At 64.6% G+C, this 20695-nt stretch carries 21 protein-coding genes; 10 read left to right on the forward strand and 11 right to left on the reverse strand.

Annotated elements, in window-relative coordinates; genetic code table 11:
* Positions 1-177: 177 nt before the first annotated feature.
* The 4 genes from modA to wtpC are packed head-to-tail and all read left to right on the forward strand — an operon-like array spanning position 178 to position 3400.
* Complete coding sequence (modA, locus tag FGU65_RS12275) at positions 178-969, forward strand: molybdate ABC transporter substrate-binding protein (protein ID WP_301664768.1); 792 nt, start codon at positions 178-180, stop codon at positions 967-969.
* Positions 970-1000: 31 nt separating this feature from the next.
* Entirely contained in the window at positions 1001-1537 is a 537-nt protein-coding gene (gene tsaA / locus FGU65_RS12280) for a tRNA (N6-threonylcarbamoyladenosine(37)-N6)-methyltransferase TrmO (protein WP_301664769.1), read from the forward strand.
* On the forward strand, positions 1534-2328 hold the full coding sequence (locus tag FGU65_RS12285; RefSeq protein ID WP_301664770.1) for an ABC transporter permease: 795 nt from the start codon (positions 1534-1536) through the stop codon (positions 2326-2328). The genes tsaA and FGU65_RS12285 overlap by 4 nt, the downstream gene beginning before the upstream one ends.
* A 13-nt stretch (positions 2329-2341) precedes the next feature.
* Positions 2342-3400, forward strand: coding sequence for a tungstate ABC transporter ATP-binding protein WtpC (gene wtpC / locus FGU65_RS12290; RefSeq protein WP_301664771.1), 1059 nt, complete (start codon positions 2342-2344; stop codon positions 3398-3400).
* 8 nt (positions 3401-3408) lie between these two features.
* Here wtpC and FGU65_RS12295 read toward each other — a convergent pair whose 3' ends face one another.
* The gene (locus FGU65_RS12295; protein ID WP_301664772.1) at positions 3409-4785 is read right to left on the reverse strand and encodes a P-loop domain-containing protein; all 1377 of its coding nucleotides are present in this window, start codon (positions 4783-4785) and stop codon (positions 3409-3411) included.
* Between the two features lie 104 nt (positions 4786-4889).
* Between FGU65_RS12295 and FGU65_RS12300 the strand changes: the two genes are divergently transcribed.
* The gene (locus FGU65_RS12300; protein WP_301664773.1) at positions 4890-5678 is read left to right on the forward strand and encodes an MBL fold metallo-hydrolase; all 789 of its coding nucleotides are present in this window, start codon (positions 4890-4892) and stop codon (positions 5676-5678) included.
* Between the two features lie 4 nt (positions 5679-5682).
* Here the strand turns inward: FGU65_RS12300 and FGU65_RS12305 are convergent, their stop codons facing one another.
* The 3 genes from FGU65_RS12305 to FGU65_RS12315 all read right to left on the reverse strand — a co-directional run bounded on the left by FGU65_RS12305 (position 5683) and on the right by FGU65_RS12315 (position 9326).
* Positions 5683-7257 carry a PAS domain S-box protein gene (locus FGU65_RS12305; RefSeq protein ID WP_301664827.1) on the reverse strand — a complete coding sequence of 525 codons (1575 nt, stop codon included), beginning with the start codon at positions 7255-7257 and terminating at the stop codon, positions 5683-5685.
* A gap of 171 nt (positions 7258-7428) precedes the next feature.
* Positions 7429-8091 carry a PIG-L deacetylase family protein gene (locus FGU65_RS12310; protein WP_301664774.1) on the reverse strand — a complete coding sequence of 221 codons (663 nt, stop codon included), beginning with the start codon at positions 8089-8091 and terminating at the stop codon, positions 7429-7431.
* 44 nt (positions 8092-8135) lie between these two features.
* A complete protein-coding gene (locus FGU65_RS12315; protein ID WP_301664775.1) occupies positions 8136-9326 on the reverse strand; it encodes a hypothetical protein in 1191 nt (396 codons plus the stop codon).
* 251 nt (positions 9327-9577) lie between these two features.
* Here FGU65_RS12315 and FGU65_RS12320 point away from each other — a divergent pair, with 251 nt between their 5' ends.
* The gene (locus FGU65_RS12320) at positions 9578-11230 is read left to right on the forward strand and encodes an ATP-dependent DNA ligase (protein WP_301664776.1); all 1653 of its coding nucleotides are present in this window, start codon (positions 9578-9580) and stop codon (positions 11228-11230) included.
* Here FGU65_RS12320 and FGU65_RS12325 read toward each other — a convergent pair.
* Genes FGU65_RS12325 through FGU65_RS12335 form a run of 3 tightly spaced genes read right to left on the reverse strand, consistent with a single transcriptional unit; the run spans position 11222 to position 14133 of the window.
* On the reverse strand, positions 11222-12370 hold the full coding sequence (locus tag FGU65_RS12325) for a hypothetical protein (RefSeq protein ID WP_301664777.1): 1149 nt from the start codon (positions 12368-12370) through the stop codon (positions 11222-11224). The two genes, FGU65_RS12320 and FGU65_RS12325, sit on opposite strands and share 9 nt — an antisense overlap.
* On the reverse strand, positions 12357-13430 hold the full coding sequence (locus tag FGU65_RS12330) for a DUF2117 domain-containing protein (protein ID WP_301664779.1): 1074 nt from the start codon (positions 13428-13430) through the stop codon (positions 12357-12359). Before FGU65_RS12330 ends, FGU65_RS12325 begins: the two co-directional genes overlap by 14 nt.
* A gap of 13 nt (positions 13431-13443) precedes the next feature.
* Positions 13444-14133, reverse strand: a complete 690-nt coding sequence (locus FGU65_RS12335) for a TIGR00266 family protein (RefSeq protein WP_301664780.1) — start codon at positions 14131-14133, stop codon at positions 13444-13446.
* Positions 14134-14331: 198 nt separating this feature from the next.
* Here FGU65_RS12335 and FGU65_RS12340 point away from each other — a divergent pair, with 198 nt between their 5' ends.
* On the forward strand, positions 14332-14634 hold the full coding sequence (locus FGU65_RS12340) for an HNH endonuclease (protein WP_301664781.1): 303 nt from the start codon (positions 14332-14334) through the stop codon (positions 14632-14634).
* Positions 14635-14660: 26 nt separating this feature from the next.
* A complete protein-coding gene (locus tag FGU65_RS12345; RefSeq protein ID WP_301664782.1) occupies positions 14661-14972 on the forward strand; it encodes a hypothetical protein in 312 nt (103 codons plus the stop codon).
* Here FGU65_RS12345 and FGU65_RS12350 read toward each other — a convergent pair.
* Both FGU65_RS12350 and FGU65_RS12355 read right to left on the reverse strand, forming a co-directional pair.
* Positions 14859-16805 (reverse strand): YgiQ family radical SAM protein, encoded by a 1947-nt coding sequence (locus FGU65_RS12350; protein WP_301664783.1) that lies wholly within the window; start codon positions 16803-16805, stop codon positions 14859-14861. The two genes, FGU65_RS12345 and FGU65_RS12350, sit on opposite strands and share 114 nt — an antisense overlap.
* Positions 16802-17287 carry a PPC domain-containing DNA-binding protein gene (locus tag FGU65_RS12355; RefSeq protein ID WP_301664784.1) on the reverse strand — a complete coding sequence of 162 codons (486 nt, stop codon included), beginning with the start codon at positions 17285-17287 and terminating at the stop codon, positions 16802-16804. The genes FGU65_RS12350 and FGU65_RS12355 overlap by 4 nt, the downstream gene beginning before the upstream one ends.
* A gap of 131 nt (positions 17288-17418) precedes the next feature.
* Between FGU65_RS12355 and FGU65_RS12360 the strand changes: the two genes are divergently transcribed.
* Positions 17419-18588: an acyltransferase gene (locus FGU65_RS12360; RefSeq protein ID WP_301664785.1), complete on the forward strand. Its 1170-nt coding sequence runs from the start codon at positions 17419-17421 to the stop codon at positions 18586-18588.
* A 12-nt stretch (positions 18589-18600) separates the two neighbouring features.
* On the opposite strand, the gene FGU65_RS12365 is transcribed toward FGU65_RS12360, so the two are convergent.
* Complete coding sequence (locus FGU65_RS12365) at positions 18601-19773, reverse strand: FAD-dependent oxidoreductase (protein ID WP_301664786.1); 1173 nt, start codon at positions 19771-19773, stop codon at positions 18601-18603.
* A gap of 113 nt (positions 19774-19886) precedes the next feature.
* Between FGU65_RS12365 and FGU65_RS12370 the strand changes: the two genes are divergently transcribed.
* Positions 19887-20186, forward strand: coding sequence for a hypothetical protein (locus tag FGU65_RS12370; protein WP_301664787.1), 300 nt, complete (start codon positions 19887-19889; stop codon positions 20184-20186).
* A 196-nt stretch (positions 20187-20382) separates the two neighbouring features.
* Here the strand turns inward: FGU65_RS12370 and FGU65_RS12375 are convergent, their stop codons facing one another.
* A complete protein-coding gene (locus FGU65_RS12375) occupies positions 20383-20676 on the reverse strand; it encodes a hypothetical protein (protein WP_301664788.1) in 294 nt (97 codons plus the stop codon).
* Between the last annotated feature and the right edge of the window lie 19 nt (positions 20677-20695).

Raw genomic sequence — 20695 nt, forward strand, 5'->3', positions numbered from 1 at the left:
TTATATCGGGCTTTTAAGGAATTTTTCCGGCTCCGCACGCTCGTGAAATCTGCGCCGCCTGTATAATATGTTAATTAAATAAATTTAATTTAAGTACATTGAAGATGTGCTTCAATATAAACAGTTATCATATGGAGTTGGTCAACCTCTTTTATGCATCTAAAACAGGTTGTTTTCATGCTGCTGCTAATTACCTGTGCGTCCGTCTTCGTCTGCGGATGCACCGGGCCTGCAACGACAACTGAGCAGACCGAGACCACCGGGGAATCGGCATCGCTTCTCGTCTACTGCGGTGCCGGCATGCGCGAGCCGATGGAGGAGATCGCCACCGCCTTTACGGAGAAGTACGGTGCTGCCGTGAACTACAACTTCGGCGGTTCGAACGCGCTGCTCTCGCAGATGGAACTCGTCAAGCAGGGCGACGTCTACATGCCGGGCGCGACCTCGTATATCGATGCCGCCCGCGAGAAGGGCTTTGTCGGGAAGGAAGAGCTCGTTGTGTATCACGTTCCGGCGATCATCGTGCCGAAGGGCAATCCGGCGAACATCACCTGTCTTGCCGATCTCGCAAAGCCCGGAGTCCGGGTGGAGCTCGGCGACCCTGAGGCCTGTGCAATCGGCAAGCTCTCGGGCAAACTGCTCGACAAAAACGGCATCAAGGACGAGGTCTTTGCCAACACCGTCGCCCGCACGGCCACCGTGAACGAGCTCATCGTCCACACCGCACTCGGACAGGCGGACGCCGCGATCGTCTGGGAAGACCTCTATAACAGCGAGAAGCTCGATCTGATCATGATCCCGAAGGAGCAGAACATCGTCAAGGTCGTCCCGATCGGCACCCTGACCTTCTCCGATCAGACGGAGCTCGCCGAGAACTTCGTTGCCTTCGTCTCGTCCGATGAGGGCAAGGCAATCTTCACTGCACACGGGTTCACGACCTACCCCGACGACTACTACGGGACAGTCTGAGAGAAATCTTCGAACGTGGATGATCATAACCATGAGCAGGAACATTCAGGACGTGAAAGACATGGAGATCCAGTACCGACCGATAGGTATCATTCATTCAGAGTTCAACGAACAGGAGGAGACGCCGATCCAGGGTATCTTCAACGAATCCGTGGGCAGAGTGGAGGTTTTCCCCGAGTTTGCCGAAGGGCTCGCAGACATCGAAGCCTTCTCCCACCTCATCCTGCTGTACCACTTCGACCGGGCGACCGGGTGCACCCTCCTCCAGAAACCGTTCCTGGACGGGAAGAAGGCACGCGGCATCTTTGCCATCAGGCATTTCAACCGCCCGAACCCCATCGGCCTCTCCATCGTCAGGCTGCTCGGCGTGAACGGGAACGTGCTCGAGATCAAGGGAGTGGACGTCCTCAACGGAACACCGCTCCTCGATATCAAGCCCTACGTTCACCGGTTCGATCACCGCGAAGAGGTGCAGAGCGGGTGGGTCGACGACCAGCACATCGACGACATCGCGGAGTGGAACAGCACGCCGAGAGCGCTGCGGGACCGTGAGAGGACGAACCGGTGAGCGCGTATCTGCGCTCGCCGCTGAAGGCCGTCACCATCGGCGCAGGCGTCGGGCTTGCCCTGTTCATCGTCGTGCTCCTGCTCCTGGTGGTGAGTCACCCGACGCTGGACGGCCTCATCTCCTCGCTCCTCTCTTCCGAGATCCGGTTCGCCATCTACCTGAGCCTGGCAACGTCGCTCGTCTCAACGGTCCTCTGTATCCTGATCGGCGTTCCGGCGGCGTATGCCCTTGCACGCTACGACTTCTTCGGGAAGCACGCCGTCAACACGATCCTCGACATGCCGCTCGCGCTCCCGCCGCTGGTGGCGGGTGTCGGGCTGCTGCTCTTCTTCGGTGCGAGCCCGATCGGAGAGGCGCTGGCGATGGCGGGACTGGTCTTCGTCTTTACGCCTCTTGGGATCATCGTCGCGCAGTTCTTTGTCAACGTCCCCTTTATGCTGCGGATCATGCGCTCCACCTTCGAGGGGATCAGCCCCCGGTACGAGTACGTGGCAAAGACGCTCGGGTGCACCGATACCCAGGCGCTCTGGCGCGTCACGTTGCCGATGGCCGCGAACGGGTTCCTTGCGGGTTCGGTGATCACCTGGGCGAAGGGCATCGGTGAGTTCGGTGCCGCGCTGATGATCGCCGGGGCGACCCGCATGGTGACCGAGACACTGCCGATCTCTCTCTTCCTGAACATGTCGTGCGGGAAGCTGAACCTCGCCATCTCGGCGGCGACGATCCTGATCGCCATCAGCGTCGTCTCGCTCTACGTCTTCGAACGCTACGGCGGATGGGGGCGCCTGTAGGGGTGGATCAACAATGCTGCAGATAGCAAACGTATCAAAGGATATGGGTGAATTCTTCCTTGACAACGTCTCGCTTGAGATTCAGGACGGCGAGTACCTGGTGATCATCGGCCCGACCGGGGCGGGAAAGACGATCCTCCTCGAGACGGTTGCCGGGATCTACGAGTCGGACAGCGGGGAGATCTACCTGGACGGGCGCGAGATCACCGATGCGGCGCCGAGAGACCGGAACATCTGCATGGTCTATCAGGACTACATGCTCTTCCCGCACCTGACGGTCGAGGAGAACATCGGGTTCGGCCTCAAATCAAAGAAGGTTCCCGCCGGGGAGATCCGCGAAGCGGTTATGAAGTACGCGACGATGCTGAACATCGCGCACCTGCTCCACCGCTACCCGGGGACACTCTCCGGCGGTGAGCAGCAGCGGGCTGCAATCGCCCGGGCGATGGTGATGAGCCCGCGTGCGCTCCTCCTGGACGAACCCTTAAGCGCGCTGGATGCGAAGACCCGCGAGCTTCTCAGGAGAGAACTCAAATCCCTGCACGCCATCACGAAGACGACGGTCATTCACATCACGCACAACTTCGAGGAGGTCTTCGACCTTGCCGACCGCGTCGCCATCATGAACCAGGGCAGGATCGTCCAGGTGGGTAAACCCGAGGAGATCTTTAGGAAGCCGAAAGACCGGTTCGTTGCCGACTTCGTAGGTGCGACGAACGTCTTTAAGGGCGTCTCCACCGTCACGGACGGTCTCGCCGTCGTCACCGTCGACGGCCTCGAGATCCGGGCACATCCGGCGGAGGAGGGGGATGTCTACGTCTCCGTGCGCCCGGAGGATATCCTGATCTCGACCGAACCCCTGGCTTCGCCGGTCCGGAACGCATTCCCGGGAACGATCCGGGACGTTTTGCACGTCGGTGCGGTCGTCAGGCTCACGGTCGATGCCGGGACGGAGTTCATCGTCGCGCTGACCCGGCAGGGGTTCGAGGAGACCGGGCTTGATGTCGGCGATGGCGTGTACATCGCGTTCAAAGCGACTGCCGCCCACGTCTTTCCGGGCGGGAACGCCTGATCCCCCACTCACTCTTCTTCTGCACCGCCGTCCCCGAGCGAGTCGAGCATCTCCGCAAGGTGGCGGCGCATCCGCATCCGGAACTCCTCCGTCCCGATTGCTCCCGCCCGGTGCCCGTCAAGCGTCAGGATCCGGTCGGCCCGGGCGATCAGGACGTCGAGCGAACTTGCCGCAAAGAGCAGCGCCGTCTCGCCGAGCAGGTCGCGGCGGGCCGCGAGCAGGGTCGCAAGCGGCGTCACGTCGCCGCTCTGCAGGCACCCCGGGACGAGGAGGTTCGTCGCCGAACGGTCTTCGTCGAAGATCAGCAGGGGCGCCTGTTTCCGGACCGCCGTCTGCAGCTCGTGCGCCATCACCACCGACCCGCTTCCCCGGCCGTAGACCGCCTGCGGCGTGCCCCCGATGCCGGGAGGGAGGCTTTTGAAGAAGAGGCTGACGTCCGCGCCGGCAAGGTCGCGCTCGCTCGCCTCCGCCCGGGCGATCCCGGGGACGCTCACCAGGTACTCGCGCCCGTCGCCTGCCGCGTGGTCGTCCGCTCCGGCGGTGACGGCGTGGAGGAATGTGCTCTTCCCTTCGGCGTTCGATCCCGCGACTGCGAAGACCTCGCGCCGGCGGATGCCGAGGCCGGTGATCACCCTCCCGCTCCCGGCGAGTTCGACCTCGACAGGGTCCAGCTCCTTCGGGCAGGAGAACGGAACGTGCACCCCCTCTTTTGAGCCCGCGATGCGGTGGTGGCAGCGAAGGTGCGTGAATCGCCGTGCCGGGCGCACGCCGTCGCCGACGAAGGCCACGAGCCCGAGCGTGGGCAGCCGCTGCCGGAGGTCTTTCTGGTCTGCCGAGAGTGCCCGGGCTGCCGCCAGGCGGCTCTCCGGGACGCGTCCGGTGGTCTGTTCGATCGCTTCCAGAAGCGCTTGCAGGAGATCGGCGACCTCCCCGGCCGCTTCCGGCGACGGATGCCCGGGGTATGGGACCGCTCCCCGGACGACCAGGTGCAGCCCCTCATCGTCCAGGCGGTTCAGGTTGTCCGGCCGCCAGAGGTTGGTTCCGATGGCGCCCGCCGTCTCCGTGACGGTGACCGGTTCGATGTTCGGGAGGCAGTGGCCGGGATGCAGGGTGCCGATGCCGGCGATGGAGCCAAGACCCGGTTCGCGGTGCACGCGTGCCTTTATCGCCTCGATCAGCACCCCGACGGCGCCGTCGGCGCCCGCGCCCGGGCGGTAGCCGTCGAGCAGCACCGGGAGGCTGAACCGGAGCGCCGTCTCGTCGAGCGACCTGACCATGTAGGCTGTGACGAGGTCGCGCACCGCTGCGTGGTCGACCCTGATCCGATCGGTCCCGAGCGTCGGGATGGCCGCATGAAAAGGGGTATTCCAGCTCCCGCGAGTCATGAAACGGTGCTCTCCAGTGAGATGGTTTGCACCGCTGGCTCTTTTCTTTTGCGGCTTGCCGGGTTATATGTCTTTAAATTTCCGGAGAGCCAAACTTTGTAGCAATGGAATTGACCATCCTCGCCAGCGGAAGCAAAGGAAACTGCGCCTACCTCAGCGGTGAGAACGGGGCCCTCCTCATCGACGCGGGGCTGAGCGCACGGGAGCTCCTCAGACGGCTTGCCCGTGCAGGCGGGGATGAGCGCAGGATAGAGGCTATTCTGCTCACTCACGAACACTCCGACCACCTCCGCGGCGCGGACGTGCTGGCGCGCAGGCTCGGGATACCGCTCATCGCCACCGAGGGGACGCTGGCAGCCTTCTTCAACAAGTATGGAGACCGGGGAAGGGTCACGGCCCGGCGGTGCAGGTCAGGCGATGCGTTTTCGTTCGGTGACTTTACCATCGAACCGTTCGCCACGTCCCACGATGCCCGGGAGCCCTGCGGGTTCTGCATCGGCGAGGGTGATCTCAAGGTCGGATGCTGCACCGATACCGGCATCGTCACGCCCGCGATGCTGGAGCGGCTCAGTTCCTGCGACGCCGTTCTCCTCGAGAGCAACCACTGCCCCGATATGCTCGAGAACGGCCCCTACCCGTTCTACCTGAAGCAGCGGATCCGCTCCAGCCGCGGCCACCTCTCCAACGCCGCCGCCGCGTGCTGTCTGCAGACGCTGGCCGAGAGGGTACACGGCGTGCTCCTGGCGCATCTCTCCGAGGTGAACAACACGCCTGAAAAAGCCCTGTCGAGCGCACAGGAGCGGCTCGGGCACTGCATCGATGCGACGGAGATCACCGTTGCCCCGCAGAATCCGGCCGAGAAGATGAGCGCTTCGTGCGGGATTCGGCTCTGATCCTTCACCGGATCGCACGAAGTGTCAGAATAAACCCGATCGCTGCCCCGTCGGCATCGAGAACCGGTTCGCCTGCGAGGATAACGGTGCGGTGCGAACCATCTTTTGCGGCGATGACCGCCTCTTTCTCCGCCGCACCGGCGGCGAAGAGGTCCCTGGAATCTTCCCCGATCAGGACAACGACATCGTCGATCGTCCGGCCGGTGGCCTCTTCCCGGGAGAACCCGGTCAGATCTTCTGCCACGGCATTGATGAGGACGATCTCACCCGCCAGGTCGGTGGTGATGACCCCGTCCTCCGGAGCGATGCTGTCGTCGGGGCAGATCGCATCGCACTGCCGGAGCGAATCCTCTGCTGCTTTCCGTTCGGTCATCTCGATGTAGTGGAGCAGGCGGCGGAGCTGCTGGTTTGCGGCTTCCAGTTCCGCGGTACGCTCCTGCACCAGTTCCTCAAGGTGCTCCCGGTAGCGGCGCAGTTCCTCTTCGGCGCATCGCCGTTCGGTGATATCCCGGAGGATGACCATCAGCTGCCGTTCGCGGAGGGGGACAAGCCGCGCCTCAAAACTCCGCTGCCCGCCCGTGATCGGGAGTGCAAACTCCAGCGATGCCGGTGCGTCGGCGTCCAGCACCCTGACGATGGCCGTCTGCAGGGTGAGCGCGGTCTCTTCGGGCAGAATGTCGCGGAGCCTTCTCCCCAGCAGGAACTGGGGGGCGACTTCGAGATCGGTCGCTTCTCCCATCCTGAAATCGAGGATGGTGCCGTCGAAGTTCACGCGGAGGTACAGGTCAGGGAATGCATCGATGACCGCCTGCAGTTCGGCCGCCGTCTGCACGAGCTGCTCCGCGACTGCAGTGCGCTCGGTTACATCGAGGAGGGTGAGGAGATGCATGCCGTAGTCCAGTTCCGTTGCCCGGATCTCGATCTCCCGGATCCTGCCGTCCCTGCAGACGACGCTGAAAGATGCGCTCACCCGGTTCCTGATGATCTGCTCGTCCCACGTCTCCAGCACCCGTGTCCGGTAGGCCGGATTCGGGTGCGCCCGTGCAAACCAGCGCGCCAGGTCCGGGACATCCTCGGTTGTGTATGCGGTGATCCCGGTGAAGGTGCGGTTCGCGTACAGGCATTTTCCGTCTGCATCAACGAGCAGAAGGGCGTATGGGGCGTTTTCCAGCATGGATGCGAAGAGATCCCGGTCGACCCCCGACGATGCCCTGCGCTCCTGCGCCCCCGGCAGGGTATAGGTGTCGAGACGGGCGCCGCCCAGAGCCCCGTCACCGACGATACGGCTTGCATACTCAGCCCGGCAGCCCCTCCCGGACGTGCCGGTGACGAGGAGCGGCGTTGCCGGAACGTCGCGGCCCGAGCGGAGCGCATCTGCGATCTCCTCCGGATGCATCCCCTCTCCGGTGAGATGCGGGGCGACGTAGCGGGTGAAGAACGCTCCTGCGGGCATCCCCAGCACACGGTTCCGGTGAATCCCCAGCAGGGCTTCTGCAACACGGTTTACAAACCGGATCGCCTGTCTTTCGTCCGTGTATACAACGCCGCACGGCAGTTCATCGATGAGATGCGATGTCACGGTCAATAGTGAATTGTTGCGTGTTCGTCTACATATAGGCATCGCTCTTCTATCTCATTTTAAATTCGTTAAATAAAATTTAAGCGAAATTTAAGCCTTCAGGCTGGAAACTTGTCGTGTACACGCGGTTTCATCCGCACCCGATCCGTCTTCTGCAGCCCGGCGGTAGGATCACCACGTCGCCCTGGCGGTATCGAAAACCTCCGCATGCGTGCTACCCCTGACGGCGACGCTCCGGTACCGGGCAAGCCCTGCGGCGACCGCGTCGTAGGGGGTGAGCGCAAGCTGGCTGCGGTGCTGCCGGATCGCCTCCGTCTTCCGGTCGATGACCGCCGAGATGTCGATCGCGCGGCGATACTCATGGAGCGGTGTCCAGACCTCATAGAGCCGGATCTCGGTGGCCGTATGCCGTCCGAGGCCCATCTCCTGGAAGTACGGCGTCGACGCCCTGCGGCAGGCGTCCAGGGTTGCCGCAGCGAGAGCACGGTGGTCGGGGTGAGCGTCGCCGGGGTGGTGCACATAGACGATCTCCGGCCGCTCCGACCGGAGGAGCCGGCCGAGCTCCGTCACCAGGTCATAGCCCGCATACGCGAGCTGCCCGTCGCTGAACGGAAGAAAAACCAGTCTCTGCGCACCCAGAACCGCCGCAGAACGCTCGGCTTCAGCCCTGCGGAGGGGTGCAAGTTGCTCTTTTGGGATGTCAGGAGAGCCTGCCGCTCCGTCCGTGGCGTAGACCAGGGTTACGTCGTCGCCGGCGTCGGCGTGGAGGATCAGGCTTCCTCCGCACCCGATATCGGGGTCGTCCTGGTGTGCACCGATTGCAAGAATCCGCATAGGTGAAGGATCGGCAAGGAGGTTTATCGGTCTTGCGGCGCCGGTCAGTCCTGAGCGATGCCAAGCGTCTGCATGCAGTAATGATCGATCGATGCGATAAAACTCCCCTTCGCCCGTTTTGCCCGCTCCGCGTCGCTGTCGAGGGTGTCGCGGAAGATGTACTCCAGTGCCGCCGCATAGTGGTTCCGCCGGCTGAAGGTCTTCTTCGCCTCCTCGTAGCAGAGAGCCGCTTCGCTCTGCCGCCCGCACATAAGCTCGAAGGCGGTATCCAGGAGCAGAAGAAGCCGTTCCGGGAACTCTTTCAGGATCGCGAGCTTCCTGAAGCTGTAGTACGACGACGCCTGCGCCCCGAAGATGGCGAGTTTCATGCCGAAGTAGATGGGCTCGCGGTCGTCGGGATACTGCTGCATCATCTGCTTGACGATGCCGGCCGCACCGATGCCGTTGCGCTGCTCGATCTCGAAGGTGTATGCCTCTATCAGGAACTGCTTGTCGTCGTGGAACCGCTCCGTCGCAAGTGCAATCAGGTGCCTGCGCCGCTGGAGGTCGCCGTCGACCCGGGCTTTCCGGATCCCGAGACGGAGAAACGCAGGCTCGCTCGGGAACCACTCGAGCGCACGCCCGTGCATATGCCAGAAGATCTTGTCCAGTTGCGAGTCTCTGTAGTTGAAGATCTTCAGGCGGTTGACCGGGGGGTTTGCCCGGATCAGGGCGATCATCTCTTCACGGGCGTGCAGTTCCATATCCCGGGGCTGCGCAGCCTTCGCCGGCTGGTTTGTCTGTATCCGATGGCTGCCCTGCCGGTAAAAACAGTAGGCTATGGTCGTGTTGATGCGGGCGTCTATGTTCCGGTACTTCAGCAGATACTCAAGCCCCTGACTGTAGTTGCCGCTGCTGATGAGTTTCAGGCCCGCGATGATGTCGAGCGTCGCCCGCCCCTGCCGCCGCCGTTTGTTCCCCATGGCGTGGCGGAGCACCTTCTCCAGAAACTCCACGTTCGGCTGCTGGCGGGTCGTGTTCAGCAATGTTAAGGTGATCGCGTCGATGAACTCGTCGTACGTCCGGTCGGGAAGCGACGGGAACGATTTGTCGAGCGTGGCCGCCACGTGCCCGAAGAAGACGGGGAGGTTCCCCTCGATCTTATCGATGCTCCTCTCGATGTACTCGTTCATGGAAGCCTTCAGCTGTTCGAGCCTCCGGTTCTGGATAGCTTCCGGCTGCCACGGCGTAGCCATTATAGAAGATGATCTCCCGACAAGAGCATAGTATTTCTCATTCGCGTCTGGAAACAACCGCACCTCCTCGTGCAGGTGACGACGGGTCGTGCCCTCCCCCGATCCATGAGGATACCCTGCACCGGTCCTGTATGCGGGATGCCCGGCGCAGACCCTGACGCCGCAGCCGGCCGAACGGCTCCATACACCGGCCTCGTCAGAGATACAAGAGATTAATTGCCTTCCCGGCCAAGATCGATCTGAGTTAGGTCATGCTATTTATGGAGTTTTCTCGGTATTGCGAGCAGCTCGAAGGCATTTCGGGGCGCCTTGAGATGATCGACACCGTAAGCAGGGTTCTCCCGTCGCTCACCGATGAGGAACTCCCGATATTTGTGCGGTTCATTATGGGGCGGGTCTTTCCCGACTGGAGCCCGCTCAAGCTCGGGATCGGCCCAAACCTCCTCTACGATGCAGTCGCCTACGTGGCAGGGGCCAGGAAGGGAGCGGTGCGCGAGGCGATCAACACCCTCGGCGACGTCGGCCTCGCCGTCGAAGGCCTGCTCGCCACCAAAGAGCAGCAGTCGTTCTTCATCGAGGAACTCGACCTCGTCGAGGTCTACCGCGACTTTGAGCGGATGGCCGTCGCCGGGGGGCACAGGTCGCAGCGGGGAAAACTGCTGGTCGCCCGGAAACTCTTCGGGAACGCGAGGCCGCTTGAGGGGCGCTACCTTGCGCGGCTGATGCTGGAGGAACTCCGGATCGGGATGGGCGAGGGGAACGTCCGCGACGCCATTGCAAAGGCGTTCGGTGTCGACGTCGCCCTCGTCGAGCACGCGCACCAGGCGGCGGGCGACCTCGGCGAGGTCGCCCTGGTTGCCCGGAAAGGGCCCGATGCCCTGCAGGAGGTAGAGATCGAGGTCTTCCGGCCGGTGAAGATGATGCTCGCCCAGCAGGGAACGATCGCGGAACGGATCGAGGAGTACGGGGACGTGGCGGTGGAATACAAGTACGACGGCAGCCGGTTCCAGTTCCACCGGAAGGGCGACGAATGTCGCATCTACTCCCGGAGGCTTGAGGACGTGACGGTCGGCCTTCCCGACATCGCCCGGCACCTCATGGCGGCCACCGACCGTGACATCATCCTCGACGGCGAGGCGATCGCCGTCAAGGACGGCCGTCCGATGCCCTTCCAGTACGTCATCAGGCGGTTCCGGCGCAAGCACCAGGTCGATGCGATGATGGAGGAGATCATGCTGGTCCCGCGGGTCTTCGATATCCTCTACCTCGACGGGGAGACGCTGATCGACCGCCCTCTCTCCGAGCGCCGCCGCATCCTCGAAGAGGTGCTCGCCGATCACGTTGCCCCGCAGGTCAGGACACACGACGCCGCCGCGGCGGAGGAGATCTACGCCCGGGCGCTTGACCAGGGGCACGAGGGCGTGATGGTGAAGGTGCTCGAGTCGCGTTATCTCCCCGGCATCCGGGGGCGGCAGTGGGTGAAGGTGAAACCGGGTGTGGACACGCTGGACCTCGCCGTCATCGGAGCGGAGTGGGGCGAAGGGCGGCGAACAGGGGTTTTCGGGTCGTTCCTGCTGGCGTGCCGGGACGAGGCCGGCCGGCTCCTCCCGGTCGGGAAGGTGGCGACGGGTCTTTCGGACGAGATGCTCGCCGAGGTGCACGCCCTCCTGAAGGATCTCGTCATCGCGGGTTCGGGAAAAGAGGTGACGTTCGAGCCGCAGGTCGTCTTCGAGGTAGGTTACGCCGAGATCCAGACGAGCCCGAACTACAGCAGCGGGTATGCGCTCCGGTTCCCGCGCTTCGTCCGCCTCCGCGTCGACAAGGGCGTGGACGAGGTCGAGACGCTGGACGGCATCCGGGACCGGTACGCCCGGCAGAAGAATGGGGCGGGCTCCTCACCCTGAAAAATCAAAGAGCGTCTTCTGCGTCTTCATCTGCGGGATGAGCCTGCTGTGGCCGAGCCAGTGGGAGAAGCCCGCGAGCCGGGATGCAGCGGCGATGGCCTCGTCGAGGGTGGCGCAGACGACCGGACTGTTCTTCATCGCATTCCGGGTCGCCTCCCGGATCACCCAGGTGCCGAGCGGTGCCCAGTAGTCGCTCGAGACGCTGCGGATCAGGACGACCCGCGCCGACCGCCGGATGCTCTCCAGGTACTCGGCGACCGCCAGGCGTGCCGAGTAGTAAGCGCCCGCGATCGGGGAGTAGCCGCGCTTCTTCAGCCCCTCGCCGTCGGCGACGATCGCCTCCGTCTCGCCGCCCCAGAGAGATTGGCGCCCCCATATCTCGATCATCTCGTAGCGCCAGTCGCCGGGAGCGAGGATGCAGACGATCCGGTTCCCGTAGATCTCGGCGCAGAAGACGCGGTACTCCTCGAGGGGGGGCATGCGCACGATCTCCTTCTTCAGGCGGGTCGAGACCATGTCGTCGACCGCCGTGATCGCCCAGCGGGTCGGGACGATATGCCGCTTTCTGCCGAGGAGGCCTGTGGTCAGGAGCTCGGAGATCCGGTAGACGTCGATAGCGGAGTCGTGGAGCAGGGTGCAGGCCTCGACCGCCCCGAGATCGCTGTCTGCAGTGATCCTGTCCACCGCCCGGTCGACCCGGGCGTTGTCGAGGACGTCCATCTTCCTGATGGCGCCCGAGAGCCCGACCGGGGCGACCGTGCCGTCGAACCGCAGGTCGAACCCCACGGGTTTTGTGAACCTGACCTCGACGTCGAGAGGGCTGCTGGAGAGCGCGATCTCCTGCAGGCTGCCGGTGAGCCGCCCGGTATCGGAGGTGCCCCGGATAGTGCGGGCACGCAGCCCGACGATATCGTCGATGGTCATCCCCTGCGCGACCCAGGCGGGAGGATCATTCAGGTCGCCGGTCATGAGGGGGCCGCCGCTGACCTTCGGGTAGCCGTAGCTGCCGATGAAGACTGCCGGAGCGCCGCCCATGTAGTGGTCGCTCGGTTTTGCCCGGAGCTGGGCGTGGAACCTGCTCGTGATCGGGCAGCGCGGGAGGCCGCACATGCCCCTCCCCTTGCACTCAGCGCACCGCATCGTCGCCTCCGCGCAGGTCGACGACGACCCGCACCCTGCCTGCAAGGGCGGCGAGGGTATCTGCAACCCAGTCGTCCCAGGGCGCCTCCTCGTCGAGGGCCGCGGCGATCTCGGCGCCGAGGTCGTCGTCCCGGCCGTCGAGAACCTCCACCACGACGGATCCCGGTGCGTAGCCTGCCGTGACGATCGCGTCTGCGTCGCCGTCGATCACCCCGAAGACGGGGATGCCGTAGTGGGAGCAGATGTGGCCGCAGACGGCGGTGGTGTCGTCGCCGATGCTCAGAATCCCGCAGACGCCCCGCTCGAGCTCCCGGTAGAGCGCGTGGCCGCAGTGGTCGATGACCGCAATCGGCCCGGCGGGGCAGACCGCATCGCCGGAGGAGGGAGCGGCAGCCCTGACTGACCCGCTCTTGCACCAGGCGGCGGTGATATCGACCGCCCCGGCTCTGCCGAGCTTCTCCAGGCCGTGCGGCTTGGCCGCGAGCCCCGAGACCGCCTCGACCTGCCCGTCCCGGGAGGCCAGCACCACGGTATCGGCGGTCGCCTTCCCGATGACGATGCCGTTCACAAAGACCGCTTCGCCGGTGACGCATCCCCGGATGGTGCGGACACCTTCCGGTGCCGGCGTGCAGCCGTTCGCTTCCACGACGGTATACCCGGTCAGGGCGGCGAGGTCATCTGCGAGCAGGCGGTCGCCGCCGTTCCAGAGATATATGGTTCTGCTTGAGCACTCCACCTGGACGAGCCCCCGGCGCCCGTCCGTCCGGCCCGCCACGATCTCGCCGAAGATCCGTCCCGACTCGGGTGTCTTTCCCCGGTTGACGAGAAACGCCCGGCCTTCGAGGCTGCCGAGGAGGCTGCTTGGCCGCATGTCCGTGCAGCGGACGGGAAGGCCGGAGACGAGGGCTGCGCACCGCGCCATCACGCCGGCGACCAGCATCTCCCGCGGCCGGACGCGGCCCGCGAGCCATGCGGCATCGCCGCAGTCGAACGCCTCGGGGCCGTGCACGACCATAACGGCGTCCGACGCCGGCGTCGGGCCGGATCGTTCTTTCGACATCGTTTCCGTCCGGTCACCTGCCCGAGGTGTCCGGCCGCGGGAGGTAGGGCACCAGCGCCGCTGCGAGCTTTGCAAGGTCCATCGACTGCAGGATGACCTTCCCCGGCCCTTTCAGGGTCGTCAGGAAGAGGCCTTCCCCGCCGAAGAGGACGGTCGAGACCCCGCCGGCGACCTGGATGCTGTACTCGACGGTCGGCTCGAACCCCACCACGAGCCCGGTCTCGACCTTCATGACCTCGCCGGGCTTGAGGGTCATCTCGATGATATCCCCGCAGCAGTGGAGGAATGCCATGCCCGTCCCGGAGAGGCGCTGGAGGATGAACCCTTCCCCGCCGAAGAATCCCGAGCGCAGTTTCTTGGTGAAGGCGATATCGAGATCGATCCCGTGCTCCGAGCAGAGGAACGCATCCTTCTGGGCGAGAAACTCACTGTTTGCAAGGTTGACCGGGAAGATCTTGCCGGGGATGTTGCCGGCGAACGAGACGAACCCCTCGCTCCCCTGCGGGGTGAACTCCGTCATGAAGAGGCTTTCCCCGCTGACCATGCGTTTTAAGCCCTTGAAGAGTCCGCCCTTCAGATTCGTGGTCAGCTGCATGTTCCCGCTCATGTTGACCATCGCGCCTGCCTCGGCGTAGATGCTCTCTCCCTCTGCAAGGCGGAGCGTCACCATCTGGAGATTGTCTCCGGTAATCTCAGACTGCATGATATATTCTCTGGTATCCGATGATCATAATAGGTTTCACCGGCAATTAATCCCGCCGAACATCCGCCGATGCCCGATGTCGAAGAGCAGGCGGCACTATCTCCGGATACTTCCTCCCGCCGGCCGCTCTCCGAAAAGAAAAGTTTATGCAGCCTCTTGCAGGATAACGCCCGCTCTCAACCTTTTTATGGGTGGGGCGTGGTAGTATCCGCGGAGACGAAAGCGATGCGGGGCGACCTTGCGATGCGGCACGGCGGCGGAGAGATACGCGGCGGGTATATCACCGGTGCCGTTGCTGCAAAGATCCTGCTGCGGCAGGGGCATGCGTGTGCAATCTGCGGTGCGGTGCTCGAGGAGGGGCAAACACACTTCGACCATATCGTGCCGGTCATCTGCGGCGGGCGGCATACGTCCGGCAACATGCATGCACTCTGTATACACTGCCATCACCGGATGATGCTTCTCTTTCGGGACTGGTTTGCCCGCCGGAAAAAGGCATAAGTACTTCGGCGCCGCCATGAGCTTTCATGGCGTATGTTCTTGAGACCGGCGGGCAGGAGTGGCGATCGGCGACCATGAGCCTGCTGGACGGTGCGATCTCGCTGGTGACCGATCCGTGCCGTCCGGGAGCGGTTCCGGTGCAGGACTGCCCGCAACGGAGATCCGCCACCCTGAACCTGCTCGACTCGCTGCTGACGCCCGGGACGGTTCCGAATACCGTCGGCTCACTTGCGGTGACCATGCTCGTCCTGCCCCGGGTGCCGGTGCCGTTCCGTCTGGGCATCACGGCTGCGGGGATGGCGTCGGGCGCCGTGTCCGCTCTTCTCTTGCAGCGGTGAACCGCTCTCCCTCCCCGTATCCTCTGTTCTGCCGCCCCCGACCAGGCAGGCCCATCCGCTGCCGATCAGGTCCGGCCGTCCCGCCATCCGGAGCCCCTCGCGGACGAGGGCGGCGTTCTTCGGGTCGCGGTACTGCAGGAGCGCGCGCTGGATCCGTTTCTCCCGCCCCTTCGGGACGTGGACGGGCTGCAGGGAGAAGGGATCGAGTCCGCTGTGGTACATGGCGGTGGAGACGCTCATCGGTGTCGGGGTGAAGTCCTGCACCTGTTCGGTGTAGAGGCCGGTATCCCGGATATACTCGGCGAGCTCCACCATCTCGGCGACGGTGCACCCCGGATGGCCGGAGATGAAGTAGGGGACGAGATACTGCCGCTTCTTCTTCTTCCCTGCCTGGAGCCTCTCGAAGCGCTCCCGAAACCTCTCGAAGACCTCTTTGCGGGGTTTGTGCATCAGGTCGACCACCCGCCGTGCGACGTGCTCGGGTGCGACCTTCAGGTGGCCGGAGACGTGGCGGCCGCAGAGGTCTGCAAGGAACGCGTCGTCCTCCGGGAGGAGATCGTAGCGGATCCCGGACCCGATGAAGACCCGTTTCACCCCCGGAACCTCAAGAACCCGTTCGAGGAGCCGGCGGTAGCGTGCGGCGTCCGCGTCGAGCGTCCGGCACGCACCGTTGCAGAGCCGCTCCGCACATGCCCCTTCCTGCTCCCAGCGGCTGCAGACCATCCCGTACATGTTGGCGGTCGGGCCGCCGACGTCCTGCACGATGCCCCGGAATCCCGGCATCGCGGTCATCCGCTCCACCTCGCGGACGACCGAATCGATGCTCCGGCTCTGCACGATCCTGCCCTGGTGGTGGGTGAGGGCGCAGAACGAGCAGGAGCCGAAGCATCCCCGGTGGCTGGTCACCGACCACCGCACCGGTTCGAGCGCCGGAACCGGTTCGGTGTAGGAGGGGTGGGCTTCCCGGGTATAGGGGAGTTCGTAGATGCGGTCGAGCTCGGATGTGGCGAGCGGCAGCGCCGGAGGGTTCTGGATGATGACGGTCTTTGGGTGGGGCTGTGCGACCGATCTACCGCGGACCGGGTCCTGCTCGCGGTAGTGGGCCGCAAACGCCCGTGCATAGGCATACCGATCCTCTTTCACCTCGGCGTAGCCGGGCAGGACGACGAACCCTTCCTGGTCGCGCTCCCGCCACGCCCGGACCTCCGTGCGGTGGACGGTGCCGCGGATCCCGGTGAGAGCACTCGCGCTCTCGCCCGCGGCGAGGCGGCGTGCGATCTCGGTCACCTGCCGCTCGCCCATGCCGTAGACGAGGAGGTCTGCGGGGGCGTCGGCGAGGATCGACTGCCTGACCGCGTCGGACCAGTAGTCGTAGTGGGCGAAGCGGCGGAGGCTCGCCTCGATCCCGCCGATGACGATCGGGGTATCCGGAAAGAGGGCGTGGAGCCGATCGGTGTAGACGAGGGTCGCCCGGTCTGGCCGCCGCGGCCTGCCGCCCGGCGAGTAGACGTCGCCCGCACGGCGCTTCTTGTTCGGGGTGAAATTGTTCACCATCGAGTCGACATTGCCTGCCGAGACGGCGAAGAAGAGGCGCGGCCTGCCGAGGCGGAGGAAGTCCTCGTCGTGCCGCCAGTCGGGCTGCGCAACGATCCCGACCGAGTAGCCCGCGTCCCAGAGCACTCTGCCGAGCAGCGCGGCTCCGAAGGCGGGGTGATCGACGTACGCGTCTCCCGAGACGATGATGACGTCGAACCGGCCGATTCCGAGAGTCTCGGCCTCGTCCATCGAGATCGGGAGGTGACGGGGCTGGCGGCGGTTCTCGGCGGCCGTCATTGTGCCGTTTCTTCCGGCGGCCGCTCCTGCTCCGGCTCAAGCGTCTGCTCGAAGACAGGGAGGAGCAGCCCGGTCGCTTCGTCGTGCACTCTGCTTGCCCGGATGTTGATGAACTCGGTGACGACCGCCTCTACCACCAGGTAGACCTCCGCCTTCTTCCGCAGGCAGCCGGTGACCGCTTTTATGCCCCTGCCCGCCGTTGTGTGAAGGTGGATCGCCGGCCCCTCGAGACCGGGGTAGATGGTGGCAAACCCGAGGATCTCCCAGCCCCCGTAGAGGTCCTGGTGCTGCGGCACCGGGGGTATCACCGGCTCTTTCGGCCCCGTGATTACCTGCCCTTCCCGCAGCGCGCCGAGGAACTGAACCGTGCCGGCGCTGACGTTCTCCGTCCGGACGAAGCGGTCGAGTTCGGTGAGAAAATCCTCCCCGTGTTCGAACCTGATGGTAAAGACCCTGCCGATACGGCCTTGCGAGTACTGCATGCGAATCTTTCCTGACCTCTGGTGATCATACAGGCGCTGTGGGGGTATATGCTCTTTCCCCCGGCAGCCGGCCGGCGTCGACACCATCATATGGATTGCGCACCTCAGGAGCAAGCGCTGTGTGGTGATCCATGACGGCCCGGATCGGAGAGCTTGAGTACCTGCGGGGCTTTGCGATACTGGCGGTCATCGTCGTCCACGTCTCCGTCTTCTTCACCGAGGCTGCCCGGGTCGACGCGCTTGCAGCGGTGAACCTCGCCCTCTACATCGTCATGCACTTCGCGGTGCCGCTCTTCCTCTTCATCTCCGGGTTTGTTCTGGCGCTCCGCTACTCCGGCACGTATCCGCTGCGCCGTTTCTACCGCCGGCGGTTCCTGACGATCGGGCCGCCCTACCTCCTCTTCTCTGCGGTGTACGTCCTGCTCCCGGCCTTCGGCGCCCTCTCCCTCACCGGAACGCTGCAGCTCCCCTCCGTCGATGCCGCCGCGCTCGCCTTCCTGACGGGCACGGCTCACTACCACCTCTGGTTCTTCGTCCTGATCGCCCAGTTCTACCTGCTCTTCCCGCTCATCTTCCTCGGGTATACCGCATTTGAGCGGCGCGGGACGGTTCTCTTCCTGCTCCTTGCGCTCCTCTTCGTGCAGACCCTCTGGAACGCCGGCGCACATCTCGCCGGGGCGTTTGCCGGGACGGTCTGGTACGCGCTGCTGATACGCATCTTCGTCTCGCACCTCTTCTGGTTCGTCCTCGGCATCGCCGCCTCACGGCATACCGATGCGTTCCTGCACGTCCGGCAGCGCGTTCCCTGGCAGGCGATGCTTCTCGTCGTCGTCCTGGTGACGCTTCTTCTCACTGCGATGTGGTCGGTCGGGATTGCCGGGTCCGGCCACTTCAGCACCGTCTCTCCGGCCTACTTCTGCATCTACCGGATTGCCGAACCGGTCATGTACCTGCCGGTCTTTCTCCTCCTCTTCCTCGCCGCGGAACGCCTGGCACCCTCGGCATCCCGTAGCTCTGCCGCTCTCCGGAGCATCGGCGAGAACTCGTACGGGATCTACCTCATCCACCCGCTCGTCATCGCGGTGCTGGTCGGCGTCTTCGCAGACCTGGCCATCGGCACCTCGTCCTGGCTCTTCTACCCGCTCCTCTTTGCCGTGACGCTTGCAGCCACGTACGTCATCGTGCGGGTGCTGGAGCGGATGCCGGGGAGCGATCTTGCCGGCGTGCGGCGGCGGGAACCGGCGGCCGCGCCGTCCGATACCCGGCCCCGCTCTGCAGGCGGTGCATCCGAGGAGCCGTGAAGACCTGCCCCGCTACCCCATCTGCCGTGCCGCGTGCCTGGCGAGCGCCATGATCGTCAGGATGGGCGGTGCGCCCGGCGCTGCCGGCAGCACCGAGGCGTCCGCGACGTAGAGCCCGCTCACCCCCGTCTCCAGGTTCCGGTCGACCGCAACACCGATCCGTGCCGTCCCGCCCGGGTGTGTCCCCCGTAGCGGGGTTGCGGCGAACGTCGCCGGGTCTGCTCCCGCCTCTGCGAGAACTGCCCCAGCCATGGCGGCTCCGCCGGAGAGGGACGCTGCGTCCCTGACGGTCACCCCCTTCGCGACAACCGCTCCCACCGTTCCGGCGTCGTCGTCGCGGATCTTCACCATGAGCCCGAGGATGTCGCCCTGCCCGGCCTGTAGCAGATCGGCGAGCTGGCGTGCGTAGTGGGGCAGGATAATCCCCCCCGCAAAGGGAACGAACGCAGCCATCGGGATGTCGGTGTGGAGCCCCGCTCCCGGGCAGACGCCGCCGATGGTCGTGAAGGTGTCGACGAAGAGCGGCGATGTCGGGAGGCCAAGGCTCTCAAGAAACCTCGGCGTCTCCAGAGCCCCGGCGGCAAGCACCACGATATCGTCCGCGATCTCCTCCGCCCCGCATCGCACGCCACAGACCTCGCCGTGGCGTGTCAGCACCTCGCCGGCGACCGTATCGGTCCGTATTCGCGCCCCCATCGCCTCCGCATCCCGGACGAACCTGGTGGCCGTCCACCGCGCAGACGTCGGGCAGCCGAACGCGCACTGCCCGTCGCGGGTGCACAGGTCGGGGTCGATGAACTTGGGCATTCTGAAGACCGGAAGGCCGAGGCGGCGTGCGGCGTCCATCAGGCGGAGCGTTCCTGCGCCGATGAGGTCGTCCGGGAGCTCCTGCACCCCGAGTTCGGCCTCGAGCTCGGCAAACTCCCGGGAGAGATCGATCCCGAGCGTTGCAAGTTCTGCCTCGAGGCACCGGACGGCGTTTCCGGCAGAGACCGTCGTTGTGCCGCCGAGGCAGCAGACCCGCATGATCTTCATCCCGGCATCGACGTTTGCGTAGTAGCGGTGGGCGTGCTGCTCTTCTAATAGCGCCGGGCCGCGCTCGATCACCAGCGTCTCGTGCCCCCGTGCCGCCAGTTCCCGTGCAATAGCCCCGCCGCCTGCCCCGGAGCCGACCACGATTGCCATAGAAACCGAATGGGCGCCGATGGGGAAAACGGTTGCGGACGTCTCCCGGCTGCGGATACCATACCTTCATATTCCCGTGAGTCAGAGATCGGATTGCGTGGAGGAGGAATCGAGTGACGTATCTGCGGGTAGCTGTCGGGTGGTGGCGTATCGATCTGAACACGGCCGAGGGTGACGCGATCTTGGCACAGGTCCGCGATGAGGGGCTTTGTGTCCTGCGGGAACAGCCGGGTTTTATCCGGTATCAGCTGGTGCTGGTGGATGCCCATACCACCGTCGCCGTCGTTGAGTGGGAGTCCGAGGACCTCGCCCGGGAGGGGGTAAAGAACTATCATGCATGGCTGAAGGAGAGCGGTATCGCCGAGAAGCTGATGCTCGATGTCACGGGCGGGGAGGTCGTCGCCGCATCGTGAGTGCCGGCTGCCTCCGGTTCAGCAACCCGTATATCCGATACCAGAGGTGAATCCGGTCGAAATTCGACCCCGTATTTTTCGGCGGTTGGAGGGTGAGTCAATCAGGGTCAACCGCAGACCCCGCCTGCGACAAGCCCGGCACGGCCTGCGGTATACCTCCGTCTGCCGGTAGAGCCGGGAAAAGGCTCCTATTCCCTCACGTCTGTGCCTGCTTGCGGGTCTCGTTTACGAGATCCCTCCCCGTCTCCATCGCCTCAGTGAAGCGTTCGATATATTCGCTCCCCACCTGGAGATACCGGAGCACGTCGTGGGCGAACGCCATGCAATCGTCGCCGAGCTGCACCAGCCACGTGACGAACTCCCACATCGATTCGGCGGTCCCGAGCACGCTCTCCGGGGCGCCGCGGTCGGGCAGGGAGAGGTTTGCTGCGCCCGTGCTCGCGGCCGCCGCGACGGCGACGAGAAGCAGCATTGTGAGGGGCAGCCTCATACTGCCCCCGCTCCTGCGC

It is taken from the genome of Methanoculleus frigidifontis (assembly GCF_030464345.1).
Lineage (GTDB): Archaea > Halobacteriota > Methanomicrobia > Methanomicrobiales > Methanoculleaceae > Methanoculleus_A > Methanoculleus_A frigidifontis.